We start from the raw sequence: 18230 nt of genomic DNA, 5'->3' as shown, positions 1-18230 counted from the left end.
TGACGAATATATTCACGCTACCGACTATACGATAACGTACTTTTCAAATTATTTTTCTGCCGCCGCGGCATCACACAAAGCCATCCCCTTTTCTTTCTCTCCTAATCCTATATAGGATTTGCCCAGCATAAATTTTACAAAGGCATCTGTTGGCTTACGTTTCAATAACTTCTCCCAATTAATAACCGCCGACGCAAAATCATTTTTACGATAAGTAACATGCGCCAGATTAAAGAGAATCGTTTCATCTTCCGGATGCCTGTCATATGCCTGCTGCAAAAAAGTCAGACTTTTATCTAACTGGCCGGCTTGCATAGCTGCCACACCAGCATTCAGCAAAAAGCCATCATCCGCTTTGAAACCCGCATCTAGTGCGTGTTGAAATGCAACCATCGACGCCGTATATCCAGCTACGTTATAATGCATCATTCCTAGCTCATACCAGCCCTGTGCATCCAGACTATCCAGCTTTAATGCTGATTGGTAATACAGTATGCTTTGCTGGTATTCTCCACGTTGTGCATACAGCTGGGCTATACGAAAAGGAATCGTTCCATTGGAAGGCTCCTCTGCTCTTGCCTCTTCTAAGGCTTCCAGCGCTTCATCATAGCGATTCAGCTGGTAATAACTCAAGCCGATCAACTTACTTACACTCACCGCTCCCAACCTTCTGGCCTTGATACAGGCAAGCAATGCTTCCTGATAATGCCTGCTTACAAAGTAAGCATCTCCCAATTCACAATAAGCTTCAGTGTATGTACTGTCTGCCGAAATAGCGGCATTAAATAGCCTGACAGCCGCCAATTGATTTCCTGCCTTTTTCATCGCAATGCCTTCCTGGCAAAGATGCTTCGCCTTATCTCTTGAAGAGGGCCAGGCAACTGCATATGCGGATAGCATAAACAGCAGACTTATAGCCAGCAGGAAGATTTTTCGACAGGATATCATATGTTGGCATTTACCTATGCCAACAAATATAAAAAATATATAATTTAAATATAAATATTATTTTTTATCGGGAGATGATGAACATTATCCTAGTTCACTTCCTGAAAACCCAAGCGGGAGGAGGTCATTAGCTCTTTCTATAACATATACCTTTCCACTACGGCCACCCAGGATAAGTCTGATGGGTTCTTGCTGACGGTTTTCAGTTTCGGCGAGTGACTGGCGACAAATACCACATGGGGAAATGGGGTGTGCACTTTCACCATTTAAATTATGATAACTGATAGCGATGGTGTCAATAGCTACATCCGGATAAACCGAAGCTGCTGCTGCCAGTGCTACGCGTTCTGCACAAAGTCCAATGGGGAAAGACGCATTTTCCTGGTTGGAGCCGACAATAATTTCGCCGTTTACAAGCCTCATTACGGCTCCAACCTGGAAATGTGAATATGGTGCGTACGCATGTTGCGTAACTTCTCTTGCTTCATTCAGCAGCCAGGCATCTGCATCGTTCAGACCAGTAATATCATCATACACAGTAAATTCAAATTGTTGCAGGTGCTTTTCCATAGCTGTCTTTATGGGTTAATTGGGGTTTTGAAATTATTTAATAGTTCTGAACAAACGGCTCCAGCGGATACCACCTTCACCATAGCTCATCCAGATCATCCATGCTTTACCAACAATATGATCTTCCGGAACAAAGCCCCAGTAGCGGGAATCCAGAGAGTTATTGCGGTTATCACCCATCATCCAGTAATAGTTAAATTTGAATGTATAGCTATCTGCAGGCTGACCATTGATGATAAATTTACCATCTTTCCTTTCGAGGGTATTACCTTCATACACACGGATTACACGATCATAGATAGCGATATTGCTTTCGTCCAATTTAACGGTAGCACCTTTCTTAGGAATGTACAGCGGGCCAAAGCTCTCTTCTGTCCATTTGTAATGTGCTGTATCATGCGGGAAAACATCGGTGTAATCAAATGCTGTATTGACTTTAGAATCTTCATATACAGCAACGCTTTTTACAATTGGACCCAGGTTCTTGATAGCAGTAGCCTGTGCTGGCGTCATATTGTATACATAAGAACCAGAATTAAAAGTAATATCCGGACCTACAATTCCTAATTCTTCCAGGCGAGCAGGATTGATCGCATCACCGGTAGTTTCTACGATATAACGGTGTTGGCTACCCGGAGGTACCGGTGCTGCCTGACCATTGATATAAACCGCGCCATGGATAATCTGCAGGGTATCTCCTGCTTGTGCCATACAACGCTTGATATAATTCTCTCTTTTATCTACCGGACGATGAATTACTTTAAACTGATTGTTTACAGCATCCCATCCTGCCTGGCGTACCATATGATAATAGCTAGGATCGATAGCATCCAGTGCTACAGTATCCCCTTCAGGAAAGTTGAATACCACTACATCATAACGTTTCACGTCTGACAAACCTGGTAAACGTCTGTATTTCCATTGTACCGCCTCAGAATATGCAGGCGTATTTCTGGTGAAAGGCATTGTATGATGCACAAAAGGCACTGCCAGCGGCGTCATCGGTATACGTGGACCATAACTGATCTTGCTTACAAAGAGGAAATCATTCACGAGCAGCGTCTTCTCCATCGATGGAGTAGGAATGGTATAGGCCTCAAAAATAAAGGTGCGGATCAGGGTAGCAGCGATAATAGCGAAAATACCAGCGTCCAGCCATTCTCTTGCCGTAGACTTCTTTTTCTTAGGCTGCTTGTCTTTGTTATTTTTCCAAAATGCCAGGTTCATTCAGTTAGGCTTGATTAAATGCTTAAAAAGGCAAATATAATATTCTGTCGTATCCTTCCAGCTTTTATCTGGGAAAAGTTTTCTTAAAAATAGATTAATATTCAGGTTCCTGTGCAGAAATTACTTTTTCAATTCAGCAGCCAGGATCTGGTTGATTTCTGCTGCTCTGTTCCAGATCATAAAATGACCGGCATTTTTCAGGACATGTGTAGGTTGTAAATATTTGATGGGGAAAGGATGATCTTTATCTCCATGGATATGCACAATATTCTCCGGCACATATTCATTCTGCCAGTTAAGAATAGTGTTGATAGCCCAGCGGGTATAGAAATAATCTTTTTTAGCAAGATATTCCTTCAATAACTGTTTTTCCTCGGGAGATTTAACATCCATGTAGTATTCTACTACCGGCCCCCTGTTTTGAAAAACGAGAAAATCAGGGAGCTTATTCAGTCCCAAACGCAATACCCAGTTGAAATAGGCAGGCTTTTCTGATTTATGCTTAATGCTGGAGATGATAATAGTTTGCACTACCGGCCGGATCTTGGCGATTTCAATACTCATGATACCTCCAAACGAAAGTCCGGCAAGGTATACCGGGCCATCAGTAGTTATGCCTTCCGCCATACGGGCGGCATAACTACTGATGGGTTCATCCTGCAAAGGAGTAATCCATGGCAGGTAATGCAACTCATAATCGTCCGGGAATTGCAACCGCGTGAATACGCGATCATCCGCTCCCAGTCCACTTATCATGTATAGATGCTTTACCGCCATACCGGAAAATATTAGGAATTGATTTTCTTCTTGTCTCTGTTAGGTACCACGAAGTCATCTACATCTTCCACAGAAATAGTTTTCCCGGAGAGGATCACCAGTCTTTCCACTACGTTTCTCAGCTCACGGATGTTACCAGACCAGTTATGTTGCTGCAAAGCTTTCATGGCGTCTTTGTCGATCTGTTTGCGTGCAATACCGTATTCAGTGCAAACAGCATCCAGGAAACTATCTACCAGTAAAGGCACATCGTCTCTGCGATCATTCAATGATGGCACATGTATGAGGATTACGCTTAAGCGATGGTAAAGGTCCAAGCGGAAGTTTTTCTCTTCTACTTCACGCAGCAAATCCTTGTTGGTAGCTGCAACTACACGCACGTCTACACTGATTTCCTTATCACCGCCTACACGAGTAATTTTACCTTCCTGCAAGGCGCGTAATACTTTTGCCTGGGCGCTAAGACTCATGTCTCCGATTTCATCGAGGAAAAGCGTACCACCACTGGCCTGTTCAAATTTACCAATGCGTTGTTTCACTGCAGAAGTAAAGGAACCTTTTTCATGACCAAACAGCTCACTTTCTATCAGTTCACTAGGAATGGCAGCACAGTTTACCTCTACCATCGGGCCACTGGCGCGATTGCTGAGTTCATGCAGCCAGCGGGCTACCAGCTCTTTACCAGCACCATTTTCACCCGTGATAAGCACGCGGGCATCTGTAGGAGCAACTTTTTCCAGTGTTTCTTTAATTTTCAGGATTGGTGCAGATTGCCCGATCATTTCAGGCACCTTGTTCACCTTACGACGTAATGTTTTGGTTTCTGTCACCAGCGTGGTTTTATCCATCGCATTACGCAAAGTAATCAGGAGGCGATTAAGGTCTGGTGGTTTGGAGATATAGTCATATGCACCTTTTTTCACCGCATCTACCGCTGTATCTATGTTTCCATGGCCGGAAACCATGATAATAGGAATATCAGGATTTACTTCCCGGGCTTTTTCCAGGAATTCCAGGCCATCCATTTTGGGCATTTTAATATCGCACAATACAGCATCGTATTGCTTTTCTTTGAACATCTTAAACCCTTCCTGTCCATCTGCCGCTTCATCTACCTTATAACCCTCATAGCTTAAAATTTCCGTCAGGGTTTTACGGATGCTTTTTTCATCGTCAATTATTAAAATGTTAGCCATAGTCAGTTTTATTGATTAATCAACAGCCGTCAAAAATACAGATTCTTCCTAATGGAGCCGTATATTAAATTGCTAAAATTATTATCCATTAAGGCTCAATGAAGAGGATTAAATTTAAATATGAACCGGCGCGATTAAATATCAGAAATAGTCTACTACCTTTGTAGATTTATATGTAATTTTATTAATAAATAAACAGGCAGGCACTGTAATTCCGATTAATATGAACGACTTTCTGGATGAACTGAATCGGCGCCACCAACAGGCGGCTGCAAACGCCTATCCCTCTACAGGCGCAGTAAATGAATTTGCAAGTAACTTACTTAACTGGCTATTCCCTGAACATACCGGCCAGGTAATGCCGGATCTGGTAATTTTAGAGGAATACGGCCACAGGCTGGAGATACAACTGGAGCATCTGTTACAGCCCATGCAGCATCAGCTTTCCGGCACTGCCAAAGAAATCAGCAGGAGTTTTATGAACCGCATTCCTGCTATGTACGAAGAACTCACCAAAGATGCGGAAGCCATTCTTCAGGGCGACCCCGCAGCAACTTGTTTATATGAGGTGATCCGCGCCTATCCTGGCTTTTATGCCGTGGCATTTTACCGCATCGCACATATTCTCCACAAACTACATATCCCTTTACTGCCCCGCATGATCACAGAACTGGCGCATGCCCGTACTGGTATTGACATTCACCCCGGAGCAGTGATAGCGCCCTGGTTCTGCATTGACCATGGCACCGGTGTTGTAATCGGGGAAACCACCGTTATCGGCCCTCATGTAAAAGTCTACCAGGGCGTTACATTAGGTGCATTGAGTGTAGATAAAGAGATGGCACATAATAAGCGTCACCCGACCATCGAAGAGCATACGATTATCTATGCCGGCGCAACGATTCTTGGTGGCGAAACTATTGTTGGCCATCATAGCATCATTGGAGGTAACGTCTGGCTGATCAAGAGCGTAGAACCGTTTTCCCGCATTTATTACAAGGCAGAACACAGATTAACAGAACTCTAATACTATACAATGGCTACAATATTAGATCTGGTGGGTAATACCCCGCTGGTGGAACTGAAAAAGATCTCCGTAAACCCTAATGTTACCATTTACGGAAAACTGGAAGGCACTAACCCTGGCGGCAGTGTTAAAGATCGCGCCGCTTATGGTATGATCAAGGGCGCGCTGGACAGAGGCGAGCTAAAGCCGGGCATGAAGCTCATTGAAGCTACTAGTGGCAATACTGGTATTGCGCTGGCGATGATCGCTAACCTGTTTGGTATTGAAATAGAAATTGTGATGCCTTCAGATGCAACACAGGAAAGGGTTTTAACGATGGAAGCCTATGGCGCCAAAGTTACCCTTACACCTAAGGAGCAATCTATGGAAGGGTCTATAGACTATGCCAACGCACAGCTGGAAAAGGGCGGATATATGATGCTGAACCAGTTTGCCAACCCTGACAACTATATGATGCACTATCGTACTACGGGTCCTGAAATCTGGCGGGACACCCAGAGTAGGGTTACGCACTTTGTTAGTGCGATGGGGACTACCGGCACTGTTATGGGCGTATCCAAGTTCCTGAAAGAAGTAAAGCCGGATGTGCAAATTGTAGGTTGTCAGCCTACCGATGGCAGCAAAATTCCTGGTATCCGAAAATGGCCGGAGGCTTATCTGCCTAAAATTTTTGACCGTAGCAGGATTGATAGAATTATGGATGTCACCGAAGCAGAAGCAAGAACAATGACCAAGCGTCTGGCACGTGAAGAAGCGGTATTTTGTGGCATGAGCAGCGGAGGCGCCGTAGCAGCGGCCGTGCGGGTTTCGCAGGAGCTGAAGAGTGGAGTGATTGTATGTATTATTTGTGATAGAGGAGATAGATACCTGAGTTCAGATTTATTTACTAAATAGATGATCCTTAAACCCCGCGGTACGGGGTGATAAAAGAAAAAGGCCTATCCTTTCGGATAGGCCTTTTTCTTTTATCAGAAGAAGTTGAGATTACTTTTTCATGTACATTACTTCTTTCACCAGTTTAACGGTACGTTCTACATCAGGCAGGTACAGTTTAACGAGGTTTGGAGCGTAGTGCATTGGCGCATCAACAGCGGTGATACGACGGATAGGAGCATCCAGGTAGTCGAAACCTTCTTTCTGGATACGGTAAGTGATTTCAGAAGAAACGCTGGCGAATGGCCATTGTTCTTCAACGATAACCAGGCGGTTAGTTTTCTTCACTGATTCGAGGATGGTAAACCAATCCAGTGGGCGGATGGTACGGAGGTCGATTACTTCCGCTTCGATACCTTCTTTTGCCAGTTCTTCAGCTGCACCCAGGGCTACTTTCATCATTTTGTTGAAAGAAACGATGGTTACATCTTTACCAGCACGTTTGATATCAGCTTTACCGATAGGGATGATGTATTCTTCTTCAGGCACTTCACCCATATCACCATACATTTGCTCACTTTCCATGAAAACAACTGGATCGTCGTCGCGGATAGCGGCTTTGAGGAGACCTTTAGCATCGTATGGGTTAGATACAGAAATTACTTTCAGGCCTGGGATATTGGCATAATAGCTTTCAAAAGCAGTAGAGTGCTGAGCACCCAGCTGACCTGCGGAACCGTTAGGTCCACGGAAAACGATAGGGCAACCAACCTGGCCACCACTCATTGCCAGCATTTTTGAAGCAGTATTGAGGATCTGGTCCAGAGCCAGTACAGCAAAGTTCCAGGTCATAAATTCAACTACCGGACGGAGACCGTTCTGTGCAGCACCTACACCGATGGCAGCGAACCCGAGTTCAGCAATTGGCGTGTCGATAACACGTTTAGGTCCAAACTCATCCAGCATTCCCTGGCTCACTTTATAAGCACCATTGTATTCGGCTACTTCCTCCCCCATTAGGAAAACCCGTTCATCACGGCGAAATTCCTCCTGCAGGGCTTCTCTTAAGGCTTGTCTGAAAGCTATCTGACGCATGCTAATCTTAATAAAGTTTGAAAGTTTAATTGCCTGATTTCATTCTAGGCAGGGCAAAAATATCGTTTGTTCATGAAAAAGCAAAGGAAAAAAAAGCAGGTAACACAAATCAAATTATTCATATATTTATATTTTTGTATTTAATTAGATTTCATACCCGACCAGATGCTAACCATCACGATCCTGAGTCTGGCCTACTTAACAGCCATTTCTTTCCGTATAAAACGTGTTAAGTTTCCTGTACTGGAGCTATTAACCTGGAATATTCATATAGTTTTCATAATACTGGCGGCACTTACCCTCCTGTTAATGATCAACGGTTATGGATTCAAAGGTGCCCAGACGGACCGTGTCATCCTAACCTTGTATGCTGCCAGCGGTTTATTCCTTTATGGCCTTTCCAAGCCGGAAATCAACGCCCGGTATTATTACCTGGCTGGATTATTCGCTTTTCCATTTGTGCTCCTTGTGGGGATTATTCTGCCATTTACCAGGATGTTCACTATTATGGTGGCGCTCTCCTTGTATGGCGACAGCGATTATCATCGGTATAAGATTGATGACGATTTTGCCTTAGAAACAAAATCTACGGGGATTCTAACGCAATATCCTGTGTATAGTATGGTGGAAGATAAATACTGGTTGTTCGAGAAAGTGACACCGGAGGTTATAAATCCTAAAGCTTTTCCAAGGGCTATCAAACTAACTAAAAGGGGCAACGATAGTGTCAGAATTCAATTCATATCGTCAAAGGGTGGTACTTTTAATCTGGATACCATCATGTCATTGAAACAAGGGTATCTGCAATAGATATAGAAGGGATGGGTGAATCGGATCAGTAAACAGGCATACGAACCAATGCTTCACTTAGCGGTTTGAAATAGCCAATGATGCATTCAGGATTCCGGATGCAAATCTGGATATGCGATTTATCCCGAAAGCCTGCCGATGGATAAAGCTCATAGCCTTCAATAAATGGACTTCTAACACAGTCAAAAGACTCATGATGAGTTTTTAAACTGTTAAGATTTACATATTCGATAACTGCACAATCCAATTCTCTCCTTAACAAATCATTACTGCTATTCAGTGTATGATTCTTAGGCATATCAATTGCATATTCATCACAAAGCTCTTTCAACTCCTGGTATCCTTCTTTAACAAGTTGAATATGCGTATCATCCGTTAGATCCAGGCAATTGCGCAAGTCGAATACGGCTCCTATTACTGCTGGATTTGCAATAGGCTGCACTGGTTTAATTTTGCCGGATGCCAATTCTTCGGAGAAGCGTTTTGCTCTGGAAAAACTATTCTCCCAGAAATAAATACCATGGCCTAACCAATCATAGTTATTCGAACTTGGCCTTAAAAATGTATGCCCATTAATAACAGCGTATGCTACCTCGGCATCACATCCATGAAATCCAATCATAGTTTTAATTGTTCAAGTGTTTAAAAATTGAAGATTTGAAATTGCGATTGACAATAGTTGAATTGATAAATCAAGAATGCATTTTTCTATTTGCGCTTCAATTGATTCAAATGCTTATAAGGCTCCGTAAAATTTGCATATTCATCCATAATGCCTGCCTCTATTAGATCCTGGAGCCCTAACTTAGGATTAACCTTATACATTTTGCCACGCTGCTGCATGTATTCCAACAATTTGCGATCTTTCTCCCGACGAGTCGCATTCCAGTCAATACTACCATTTGGTGTGACTACGACCTCAATAAATTTGGTTTTTAATTCCATTACATAAATTTTAAAGTGATGAATAATAATTGCAATTCTGATTTACTAAATAATTTAGCAATTCAAAAGTAGTATATAAAACAACATCAAAACAATTATTTTTGTTAACCATTAGTTATTATAATTCAATTATTTATATGATAATTGAGCTATCAAAATGAGAATAGAATTATCAATTTGCGGGCATAAAAAAACCTGCCCGAAATCGGGCAGGTCGTCTCTATTTTAAATATTGCTTCTAAACTTTTTCGATAATAATAGCGCTGGCACCGCCGCCACCATTACAAATACCCGCTACGCCATAACGGCCATTTTCCTGGTGCAATATAGAATTCAGCGTTACCACAATACGTGCACCACTACAGCCAATAGGATGCCCCATCGCCACAGCACCACCCCATACATTCACTTTATCCATTGGCAGTCCAAGGTCTTTGGCATTGGCAATAGGCACGCAGGAAAATGCTTCGTTTACCTCTGCAAAGTCCATGTCTGTAATGTTCAGGTTCGCTTTCTTCAAGGCATTGTTAATTGCCTTAACCGGCGTTGTTGTAAACCACTCCGGCGCCTGAGAAGCATCTGCAAAGCTGATGATCTTAGCCAGTGGCTTAACACCCAGCTCCTTCACCTTTTCACCACTCATCAGCACCACTGCTGCCGCACCATCATTGATGTTGGAGGCATTCGCTGCAGTGATGGTACCATCCTTCTGGAAGGTAGGCTTCAGCGTGGGTACTTTATCAAAAATTACTTTTTTATAATCCTCATCTTCTGCAACAGTAACAACAACTTTACCAGGAATCTCTACCGGCACTACTTCTGATTTGTAGTAGCCTTTTTCCCAGGCTGCCGCCGCACGCTTGTAGCTCTGGATAGCGTATGCATCCTGGTCTTCACGGGTAATGTGGTATTCTGTAGCACAAAGCTCTGCTGCATTACCCATATGGAAATCTTTATATGGATCCCATAAACCATCGCGGATAATACCATCAATGATATTACCATGGCCTAGTCTGTAACCAGTACGTGCTTTATCGAGATAATAAGGTATCTGGCTCATATTTTCCATACCGCCGGCTACCACAATATCGTTATCGCCCAGCAGAATGCTTTGCGCACCCAGCATAATCGCTTTCATACCGGAAGCACATACCTTGTTTACGGTAGTTGCAGGGATTGTGTCTGGCAAACCCGCACCCAGACTCGCCTGCGTTGATGGCGCCTGTCCGAGGTTAGCACTGATCACATTTCCCATATATACTTCATTCACCTGATCTCCGGCAACACCTGCTCTTTCCAGTGCAGCTTTAATTACTGTAGAACCCAGCTTGGTAGCTGAAACACCAGCTAAACCACCATTGAACGAGCCTATTGGTGTACGTACCGCAGATACTATATATACTTCTTTCATCTGATAAAAAAGATTGTTTGGCTTATGTTGATAATCTCCAAATATAACGAAAATCAAGGGGATGAAACACGCCGGTTAAAGGCTTCGAAAAACATTATGAAATTTTATGTTTTGGTGAGATTTCCGCAAAAATTTTGCTAATTTTTTAGGCGATGTACGCCCCCCTTTGTAATACTATTGAAGATTACATTTTAGATTTACCCGATTTTCTGGGATTGACAGCTTCGCTGTCAATCCGGAGCTTTCCGCGCTTCGCGCGGAAAGACTATCGCCGGCAAAATATTTTAATCTTTTTGTAGAAAAATATTTCACCTAAGTTTGTAGTTGATTTTTAGAATTCGTGATCACTCAGAACACCATACAACAGATACTCAACCGCATAGATATTGTGGATATTGTTGGTTCGTTCGTTAAGCTCAAAAAGCGTGGCGCCAATTACCTTGGTAACTGCCCTTTTCACAACGAAAAAACCCCTTCCTTCACCGTATCTCCCAGCAAAGAGATCTATAAATGCTTCGGTTGCGGCGTCAGCGGCAACGCGATCAGCTTCGTCATGGAGCATGAAAAATACTCCTATGTAGAAGCGCTGAGATGGCTCGCACAACGATATCAAATTGAAGTAGAAGAAACAGAAGTTAGCGCTGAGAGGAAACAACAGCTGCAACTGGCCGACTCCCTCTACATCATCAATGGTTTTGCCAAAGAATATTTTTCCGAAACCCTCTTCAACTCTGAAGAAGGCCAGAATGTAGGCCTCAGTTACTTTGAAGAACGCGGGTTCACGGAAGAGACTATACGTAAATTCCAGCTGGGTTACTGTCTCAATACCCGCGACGCCTTCGTAAAGGCAGCAACGGCAAAAGGCTATAACCTCGAATACCTGCAAAAAACAGGTCTGGTCACCATTCGCAATGAACAGCCCGCTGATAACTACCGCGGACGTGTTATCTTCCCCATACATAACCAATCCGGTAAAGTATTGGGATTTGGTGCACGTATCCTGGTTAAATCGGATAAGGCGCCAAAATACATCAACTCCCCTGAAAACGAGATATACGTTAAAAGTCGTGTCCTTTACGGCACCTACTTTGCGCGTCATGCCATCGATAAGCTAAACGAATGTTTGCTGGTAGAAGGTTATACGGACGTAATATCACTGCATCAGGCAGGCGTAGAAAACGTAGTGGCTTCCAGTGGTACCTCTCTTACCCAGGACCAGCTGCGTTTAATTAAAAAGTACACCAATAACCTCACCATCATCTATGATGGTGATGCCGCCGGTATAAAAGCGGCCCTGCGTGGCCTTGACATGGCCATTGAAGAAGGGCTGAACGTAAAGCTGGTACTGCTCCCGGAAAAGGAAGACCCGGATAGTTATGTACAACGCATCGGCGCCGCAGCATTCCGCGAATTCATCGAGGAAAACAAGCAGGACTTCGTACTGTTTAAGCTACAGATAAGCCTGAAAGATGCGGGCAATGATAGTAGTAAGAAGTCGCAGCTGGTAAATGAAATCGCTGAAACCATCTCCAAAATTGATAAAGCGGAAGACTTTACCAAGCAGCAGGACTATATACGCCAGTGCAGCCAGGTACTGAAAATTGATGAACAAGGCCTTATCCAGCTGGTAAATAAATTTATTCGTGAGCGTATTACCAAGCGTGAACAGCAATCACGTAATAATAACCATGCGCCGGACGACGACCTCAGCGATGAGGCAATTGCAGCCATGGAAGCCATGGCCGAAGCTGAATCTGGCTACACTGCTGAAAACCTATTCAACAAAGATGAAAAGCAGGAAAAAGAACTGGTGAAAATACTCTTACGCTTTGGTGATAAACCTTTCAGCGAAGAGTCGCAGAATACAGTGGCAGACTATGTATTTCATCTCCCCTATGATTTTGAATCACTGGTAGACAGTGAGCTGGTAAAGCGCATCCTGCGCGAATACAAACGCATATACGACGAAGGGAATATCCCTGATAAAAAATGGTTCCTGTACCATGAAGATCAGGACCTCTCTAAAAACATTGCCCTCATCATGGAAGATAGGGAAGCAGACCTCAGTTTGAACTGGAAAGAAAGGTTCGAAATTGATACTGTTTATGGGGATAATGCTTACCTAAAGGACACAATTTCTACCAGTAATTACCTGATTTTAAGAAAGATTAAGAAGATGATCGTAGAGAATCAGGAAGAAGCAGGAAGACTGAGTGATTTTGAGGAGATCAAACGTTGTATGGAGTTACACCAGCACCTGAAACAGCTCGAGAAAGAACTGACCCAGGGGCTGGGTACCGTTATCTTCAAATAGTTTATTATTATTTTTCTCCATTTCTTCTTTCCCATATCTGGAAAGCAAAAGGATATTGATTTTTTTCGTCAGCTTCGCGGCGATCTTCACTCACAAGTTTCCAGATGTTCCCATCTATCTCCGGGAAGAAAGCATCACCCTCTACAACTGCGTATACGCGTGTCAGGTAAATCCTTTCTACTATTGGCATGGCGATATCAAATATCTGGGAGCCGCCGGTAATGAAAAGTTCAGCACTATCAAAGCTTTTCGCTGTTTCCACTGCAGCCTGCAATGAATCTACTACAATAACGCCTTGTGGTTCATAATCCGGTTGCCGGGTGATCACGATATTTGGACGGTTAGGCAATGGTTTTCCCAGTGATTCAAAGGTTTTGCGGCCCATGATAATGGGTTTACCTGTAGTTGTATTTTTGAAATACTTCAGATCGTCCGGGAGTCGCCATGGCAACTGGTTGTTAATACCGATAGCGTTATTTTCTGCTGCGGCAACAATAATTGAGATGGTTTTCATAAGCGATGTTTATACTGCTACAGGAGCTTTGATAGCTGGGTGAAATTGATAATTCTGCAGTTCAAAGTCTTCAAATTTGAATGCAAAGATATCTTTCACATCAGGATTAATTTTCATTGTTGGTAATGGGAACGGTGTGCGTGTCAGCTGGAGCTGTGCCTGTTCCATATGGTTGCTGTAGAGATGTACATCACCGAAGGTATGTACGAAATCGCCAGCATCCAGGTCGCATACCTGCGCCATCATCATGGTGAGCAGTGCGTATGAAGCGATATTGAAAGGAACACCGAGGAATACATCGGCGCTGCGCTGATAGAGCTGGCAGCTGAGTTTACCACGGGTTTCGCCTTTGCTGGTATCTGGAGGTGTAACATAAAACTGGAAGAGGCAGTGACAAGGGCTTAAAGCCATATCAGGGAGGTCGCCAACGTTCCAGGCATTCACGATAATTCTGCGGGAGTCAGGGTTCTTTTTAATGGTGTGTACCGCTTCGGTAATCTGGTCGATAACTTTACCATCCCGCGCTTCCCAGCTACGCCATTGTTTGCCGTAAACAGGTCCGAGGTCGCCATTGGCATCAGCCCATTCGTCCCAGATGCTTACGCCATGTTCTTTGAGATAGGCGATGTTGGTATCTCCCCTCAGGAACCAGAGTAACTCGTAAATGATAGATTTCAGGTGCAATTTTTTGGTGGTCACTACAGGAAAGCCTTCCTGAAGGTTAAAGCGCATCTGGTAGCCAAAAACGCTGGTAGTGCCGGTGCCAGTACGATCCGACTTCACCGCACCCTGATCAATGATATGTTGTAATAATGATAAATACTGCTCCATAAGGCGGCAAGATACGAAGAAAAAAATCCTTGCATGCGGGTTAAAAATATAACGTATTTATCTCAAATAAAAAAAGTCAAGATTGTTGCATTTTTCGTAATCTTCAGAAATAATTACGGAAGTGTAACTCTAAACGTTACGCGTATACTAAGATAAATATTGTGCCCCTGTATTTTGTGTGTCAGAAGAGACCCTTCAAGAAAATAACCAGAAAAAAAGATCAGCTTAAGAGAAAAAATAATAGCACCTAAGCCCAAAACAAAGAATCGTTAGCGACCAAATTGCCAGTTTTTAAGAACCAAAATCTAAATATTTTAAAAAGATAAAAACCTGACAAATTAAGGATCATCCTGGATGATAGCTTAACCACGTATTCATCACATTTCTGAGCCGGTACTGCTGAAGCGTTACGACTATATGAAGCTATATAGTGCCACTGTATTGTATGTACCTGTACTCATCTCAACAGAAAAATAACCAGAACGACAAAATCACTTTAAGAGAACAGACCGATAGAACCTAAGCCAAGACAGAAGACCCGTTAACGACCAATTGCCAGTTTTTAGAACCAAAATCGGATAAACCATTATTAGCTAATGACCTGACCACTTTAGAACGGATCATCCCGGATGATCTCTTTATCACATATTTATCAATCTACAATTACTATGCTTCTACCTAAACTCACCCTCCTGGTGACTTTACTGGCATGTAGTACCCTGTTGTTTGCACAACAGAATATTACAGGTAAAGCACAGGATGCGGTCAACGGACACCCATTGCCGGGTGTGACTATCCGGATTCCCAACACTAATCGTGGCACCGTCACAGATGCAGACGGGAAATTCAACATCTATTCGCCAACATCCAGTACCACATTGGTTTTTACCTATACAGGGTATAAAAACCGTACGATGAACGTAGCCGCCAATAGCGGGCCGTTAGTGGTTAAAATGGAGGAGGACTTTGCCCGTCTTGATGAAATAGTGGTTACTGGTATGGCCACCACTGTTAAAAGACGAAACCTTGCCAATGCCGTAGCTACCATTTCGGCCAAAGAGCTGAGTGGTACGGCACCTGCCCAGACCTTCGACGCAGCGCTCAGCGGAAAGGTTCCCGGCGCACTCATCACCGCTAACTCAGGTGCTCCTGGTGGCGGTATCTCCGTTAAACTTCGTGGTATAACTTCCGTATTCGGAAACTCACAACCACTCTACATTGTAGACGGAGTGTTTTTCAACAACAGTAGTATTCCTGCAGGACTCAACGACGTTACAGGTGCTGCAACCGCTGGCAATCCTAACAATCAGGACAACCCTTCCAGCCGTATTGCTGACCTTAACCCTAACGATATAGAAAATATCGAGATCCTGAAAGGCGCTTCCGCAGCGGCCCTCTATGGCGCGAAAGCAGCAGCCGGTGTGGTTATCATCACTACAAAAAAAGGTAGGAGCGGAAAAACAAGTATTTCCGTTAACCAGGAAACAGGTTTTGTAAAAGTTCGTCACCTGATGGGAGTACGCGCTTTTACTGCTGAAACAGCCGCCGACCTCGCAGGCCCGGCAAGCAGCACAGATCCTGCAGTAATAGCCAGTAGAAACGCCTACAAAGCTCAGTTCCAGGCTGCACAAAGTGCCGGCAAAATTTACGATTACGAAAAAGAACTCTACGGAGAAACAGGCATGATTTCTAATACCAATATTGCCGTTAGTGGAGGCTCTGAAAAAACTACCTTCTATCTCTCCGGTAACAGAAGAAAAGAAGATGGTATCATCAAAAATACCGGCTATCTCAACAGCTCCGTACGTCTCAACGTAGATCATAAAATTTCTGATCGTGTATCCCTTAGCGTTACTACCAATTATATTAATTCATCAGCAGACAGAGGTATCACCAATAATGACAACAATGGCGTATCACTTGGTGTGGCTTTATCTTCTACACCAGGCTGGGTAGATCTTCATCCCGGCGCCAATGGCTTATACCCACGCAACCCTTTTGCAGCCAGCAATCCACTCGAAACAAGAGATAAGATGACCAATAATGAACTGACCAACCGCTTTGTGGGTGGCGGTACATTAGATGCGATCTTCCAACAGAACAGTGTTTCCACTACCAAAATATTAATACGTGGCGGGGTGGATTATTTCAACTTCAAAACTATGGCAATCTTCCCTCGAGACTTGCAGTTTGAAGCTAATGGAACATTAGGTCACAGTATCCAGGCAAACACCAACAACCTGAATACTAACCTGGCTGGTATGTTGATCAATACATTCAATCCTAATCGTAATGTTAGTCTGACCAGTACACTGGGCGCCACTTACGAAACAGGCAACTTCGATAATATCCAGGTAAGTGCTACCAATATTACCAATGGTCAGACTAACGTAGACCAAAGCGGTAATAGCACGCCATCACAGTTCCGCCAGAAATACCGCGACAATGGTATTTTCCTGCAGGAAGACCTTACCCTGATCGAAGCGCTGACACTGAGTGCCGGCGTGCGTTTCGACAGGTCTACCAACAACGGTGATTACCTGAAATATTATACATTCCCTAAAGGCGCCTTCTCCTGGAACCTTGCTAAGATGGGCTTCTGGCACTCCAGTACGGTGGATAACCTGAAGATCCGCATGGCATATGGCCAATCAGGTAACGTACCTCCTTACGGCAGTAAATTTACCAGCATGAGATCCAGCAACATTGATGCGCTGCCAGGTATCCTCACGGATAACCTCAGAGGTAATGCTGATATCAAACCTGAAAGACAAACAGAGCTAGAATCTGGTGTGGACGTGAGTTTCCTCAATGGCCGCATTAGTCTCGAAGCCACCTACTATAACAAGAAGATTTATGACATGCTGTTACGTCACGTGTTGCCAGCATCTTCCGGTTATGTAAGCGAATGGAAAAATAGTGGAGACCTGAGCAACCAGGGCGTGGAACTGGGTCTGACTGTTATCCCTGTCAATACCGCTAAAGTGAAATGGGTATCCAATATCAACTGGTGGAAGAACAAATCTAAAGTAACCAAACTTACCATTCCTCCATTTGCTATTGGTGCATTTGGTAACTCGCTCGGTACTTTCTATATGGAAGAAGGAGCGTCTGCAACGCAGATCAAAGGTATCACTGCTGATGGAAAGCTGAGTCTGATCGGAAACAGTGAGCCTAAATTCCAGATGAGTTTCTTCAACGAAGTGACTTTATGGAAAAACTTATCTCTGCGTTTCCTGATCCATTGGAAAAAAGGTGGAGACAATATCAACCTGACGCAATTGCTGACAGATCTTGGCGCTACCACAGTGGATTATGATGATGACATCAAAGGCCAGAAGGCTGGTGTATACCGTTCTGGCGCTGGTGACGCATCTATCTACGTACAGGATGCTTCGTATGTGCGTATCCGTGAAATCGGTTTGTATTACAACATACCACTGAAGGACCCTAAATACATCAAAGGATTACGGGTAGGCATTTCTGCTAACAACTTCTTCACCTGGACAAAATATGTGGGTTACGATCCGGAAGTTTCCAACTTCGGTAGTAATACCATCACCACTACACAAAGTCGTGGTAGTAACGGACTTTCCATGGGTGTGGATGTAATGCCTTACCCTGCATCAAAAAGGGCCAGTTTCCATATTGGTATTGATTTCTGATCCTTTCTGTTCAGCTAAAAATTATTC

General features: G+C 43.6%; 16 protein-coding genes. 5 read left to right on the top strand and 11 right to left on the bottom strand.

All coding sequences use genetic code 11. From position 1 onward, the window contains the following. Positions 1 to 48 precede the first annotated feature (48 nt). The 5 genes from ACE38W_RS04930 to ACE38W_RS04910 form a co-directional block, all read right to left on the bottom strand. Positions 49 to 948 carry a tetratricopeptide repeat protein gene (locus ACE38W_RS04930; RefSeq protein ID WP_375829170.1) on the bottom strand — a complete coding sequence of 300 codons (900 nt, stop codon included), beginning with the start codon at positions 946 to 948 and terminating at the stop codon, positions 49 to 51. Between the two features lie 84 nt (positions 949 to 1032). Then, positions 1033 to 1518, bottom strand: coding sequence for a cytidine deaminase (locus ACE38W_RS04925; protein WP_375829168.1), 486 nt, complete (start codon positions 1516 to 1518; stop codon positions 1033 to 1035). Between the two features lie 33 nt (positions 1519 to 1551). Then, positions 1552 to 2745: a signal peptidase I gene (gene lepB / locus ACE38W_RS04920; protein ID WP_375829166.1), complete on the bottom strand. Its 1194-nt coding sequence runs from the start codon at positions 2743 to 2745 to the stop codon at positions 1552 to 1554. A gap of 120 nt (positions 2746 to 2865) precedes the next feature. Continuing rightward, positions 2866 to 3522, bottom strand: coding sequence for an alpha/beta fold hydrolase (locus ACE38W_RS04915; protein WP_375829165.1), 657 nt, complete (start codon positions 3520 to 3522; stop codon positions 2866 to 2868). 11 nt (positions 3523 to 3533) lie between these two features. Next, positions 3534 to 4718: a sigma-54-dependent transcriptional regulator gene (locus tag ACE38W_RS04910; protein WP_375829164.1), complete on the bottom strand. Its 1185-nt coding sequence runs from the start codon at positions 4716 to 4718 to the stop codon at positions 3534 to 3536. Positions 4719 to 4941: 223 nt separating this feature from the next. Between ACE38W_RS04910 and ACE38W_RS04905 the strand changes: the two genes are divergently transcribed. Further along, positions 4942 to 5745, top strand: coding sequence for a serine O-acetyltransferase (locus ACE38W_RS04905; RefSeq protein WP_375829163.1), 804 nt, complete (start codon positions 4942 to 4944; stop codon positions 5743 to 5745). A gap of 9 nt (positions 5746 to 5754) precedes the next feature. Beyond that, complete coding sequence (gene cysM / locus ACE38W_RS04900; RefSeq protein WP_375829161.1) at positions 5755 to 6639, top strand: cysteine synthase CysM; 885 nt, start codon at positions 5755 to 5757, stop codon at positions 6637 to 6639. 90 nt (positions 6640 to 6729) lie between these two features. Here the strand turns inward: cysM and ACE38W_RS04895 are convergent, their stop codons facing one another. Continuing rightward, on the bottom strand, positions 6730 to 7713 hold the full coding sequence (locus ACE38W_RS04895) for a pyruvate dehydrogenase complex E1 component subunit beta (protein WP_375829159.1): 984 nt from the start codon (positions 7711 to 7713) through the stop codon (positions 6730 to 6732). A gap of 165 nt (positions 7714 to 7878) precedes the next feature. On the opposite strand from ACE38W_RS04895, the gene ACE38W_RS04890 reads away from it, so the two are divergent. After that, on the top strand, positions 7879 to 8523 hold the full coding sequence (locus ACE38W_RS04890) for a hypothetical protein (protein ID WP_375829158.1): 645 nt from the start codon (positions 7879 to 7881) through the stop codon (positions 8521 to 8523). Between the two features lie 25 nt (positions 8524 to 8548). Here the strand turns inward: ACE38W_RS04890 and ACE38W_RS04885 are convergent, their stop codons facing one another. The 3 genes from ACE38W_RS04885 to ACE38W_RS04875 all read right to left on the bottom strand — a co-directional run bounded on the left by ACE38W_RS04885 (position 8549) and on the right by ACE38W_RS04875 (position 10879). Continuing rightward, entirely contained in the window at positions 8549 to 9145 is a 597-nt protein-coding gene (locus ACE38W_RS04885) for a hypothetical protein (RefSeq protein WP_375829156.1), read from the bottom strand. Positions 9146 to 9231: 86 nt separating this feature from the next. Beyond that, on the bottom strand, positions 9232 to 9468 hold the full coding sequence (locus tag ACE38W_RS04880; RefSeq protein ID WP_375829154.1) for a hypothetical protein: 237 nt from the start codon (positions 9466 to 9468) through the stop codon (positions 9232 to 9234). 238 nt (positions 9469 to 9706) lie between these two features. After that, a complete protein-coding gene (locus ACE38W_RS04875) occupies positions 9707 to 10879 on the bottom strand; it encodes an acetyl-CoA C-acyltransferase (RefSeq protein WP_375829153.1) in 1173 nt (390 codons plus the stop codon). 340 nt (positions 10880 to 11219) lie between these two features. On the opposite strand from ACE38W_RS04875, the gene dnaG reads away from it, so the two are divergent. Then, a complete protein-coding gene (gene dnaG / locus ACE38W_RS04870) occupies positions 11220 to 13193 on the top strand; it encodes a DNA primase (RefSeq protein ID WP_375829151.1) in 1974 nt (657 codons plus the stop codon). A gap of 7 nt (positions 13194 to 13200) precedes the next feature. On the opposite strand, the gene ACE38W_RS04865 is transcribed toward dnaG, so the two are convergent. Beyond that, the gene (locus ACE38W_RS04865) at positions 13201 to 13707 is read right to left on the bottom strand and encodes a dihydrofolate reductase (RefSeq protein ID WP_375829150.1); all 507 of its coding nucleotides are present in this window, start codon (positions 13705 to 13707) and stop codon (positions 13201 to 13203) included. A gap of 9 nt (positions 13708 to 13716) precedes the next feature. Beyond that, positions 13717 to 14538: a thymidylate synthase gene (locus ACE38W_RS04860; protein ID WP_375829148.1), complete on the bottom strand. Its 822-nt coding sequence runs from the start codon at positions 14536 to 14538 to the stop codon at positions 13717 to 13719. Positions 14539 to 15206: 668 nt separating this feature from the next. Here ACE38W_RS04860 and ACE38W_RS04855 point away from each other — a divergent pair. Beyond that, entirely contained in the window at positions 15207 to 18203 is a 2997-nt protein-coding gene (locus ACE38W_RS04855; protein ID WP_375829146.1) for a SusC/RagA family TonB-linked outer membrane protein, read from the top strand. Positions 18204 to 18230: the final 27 nt, after the last annotated feature.

It is taken from the genome of Chitinophaga sp. Hz27 (assembly GCF_042263525.1).
Taxonomy (GTDB): Bacteria; Bacteroidota; Bacteroidia; order Chitinophagales; family Chitinophagaceae; genus Chitinophaga.
The sequence above is the reverse complement of the archived record's forward strand: the minus strand, read 5'-3'. Positions and strand labels throughout refer to the sequence as shown.

Bases quoted from the DNA above. Each gene is read 5' to 3' on its own strand.
- ACE38W_RS04930 (WP_375829170.1), bottom strand. From the start codon at position 948: ATGATATCCTGTCGAAAAATCTTCCTGCTGGCTATAAGTCTGCTGTTT.
- ACE38W_RS04925 (WP_375829168.1), bottom strand. From the start codon at position 1,518: ATGGAAAAGCACCTGCAACAATTTGAATTTACTGTGTATGATGATATT.
- lepB (WP_375829166.1), bottom strand. From the start codon at position 2,745: ATGAACCTGGCATTTTGGAAAAATAACAAAGACAAGCAGCCTAAGAAA.
- ACE38W_RS04915 (WP_375829165.1), bottom strand. From the start codon at position 3,522: ATGGCGGTAAAGCATCTATACATGATAAGTGGACTGGGAGCGGATGAT.
- ACE38W_RS04910 (WP_375829164.1), bottom strand. From the start codon at position 4,718: ATGGCTAACATTTTAATAATTGACGATGAAAAAAGCATCCGTAAAACC.
- ACE38W_RS04905 (WP_375829163.1), top strand. From the start codon at position 4,942: ATGAACGACTTTCTGGATGAACTGAATCGGCGCCACCAACAGGCGGCT.
- cysM (WP_375829161.1), top strand. From the start codon at position 5,755: ATGGCTACAATATTAGATCTGGTGGGTAATACCCCGCTGGTGGAACTG.
- ACE38W_RS04895 (WP_375829159.1), bottom strand. From the start codon at position 7,713: ATGCGTCAGATAGCTTTCAGACAAGCCTTAAGAGAAGCCCTGCAGGAG.
- ACE38W_RS04890 (WP_375829158.1), top strand. From the start codon at position 7,879: ATGCTAACCATCACGATCCTGAGTCTGGCCTACTTAACAGCCATTTCT.
- ACE38W_RS04885 (WP_375829156.1), bottom strand. From the start codon at position 9,145: ATGATTGGATTTCATGGATGTGATGCCGAGGTAGCATACGCTGTTATT.
- ACE38W_RS04880 (WP_375829154.1), bottom strand. From the start codon at position 9,468: ATGGAATTAAAAACCAAATTTATTGAGGTCGTAGTCACACCAAATGGT.
- ACE38W_RS04875 (WP_375829153.1), bottom strand. From the start codon at position 10,879: ATGAAAGAAGTATATATAGTATCTGCGGTACGTACACCAATAGGCTCG.
- ACE38W_RS04865 (WP_375829150.1), bottom strand. From the start codon at position 13,707: ATGAAAACCATCTCAATTATTGTTGCCGCAGCAGAAAATAACGCTATC.
- ACE38W_RS04860 (WP_375829148.1), bottom strand. From the start codon at position 14,538: ATGGAGCAGTATTTATCATTATTACAACATATCATTGATCAGGGTGCG.
- ACE38W_RS04855 (WP_375829146.1), top strand. From the start codon at position 15,207: ATGCTTCTACCTAAACTCACCCTCCTGGTGACTTTACTGGCATGTAGT.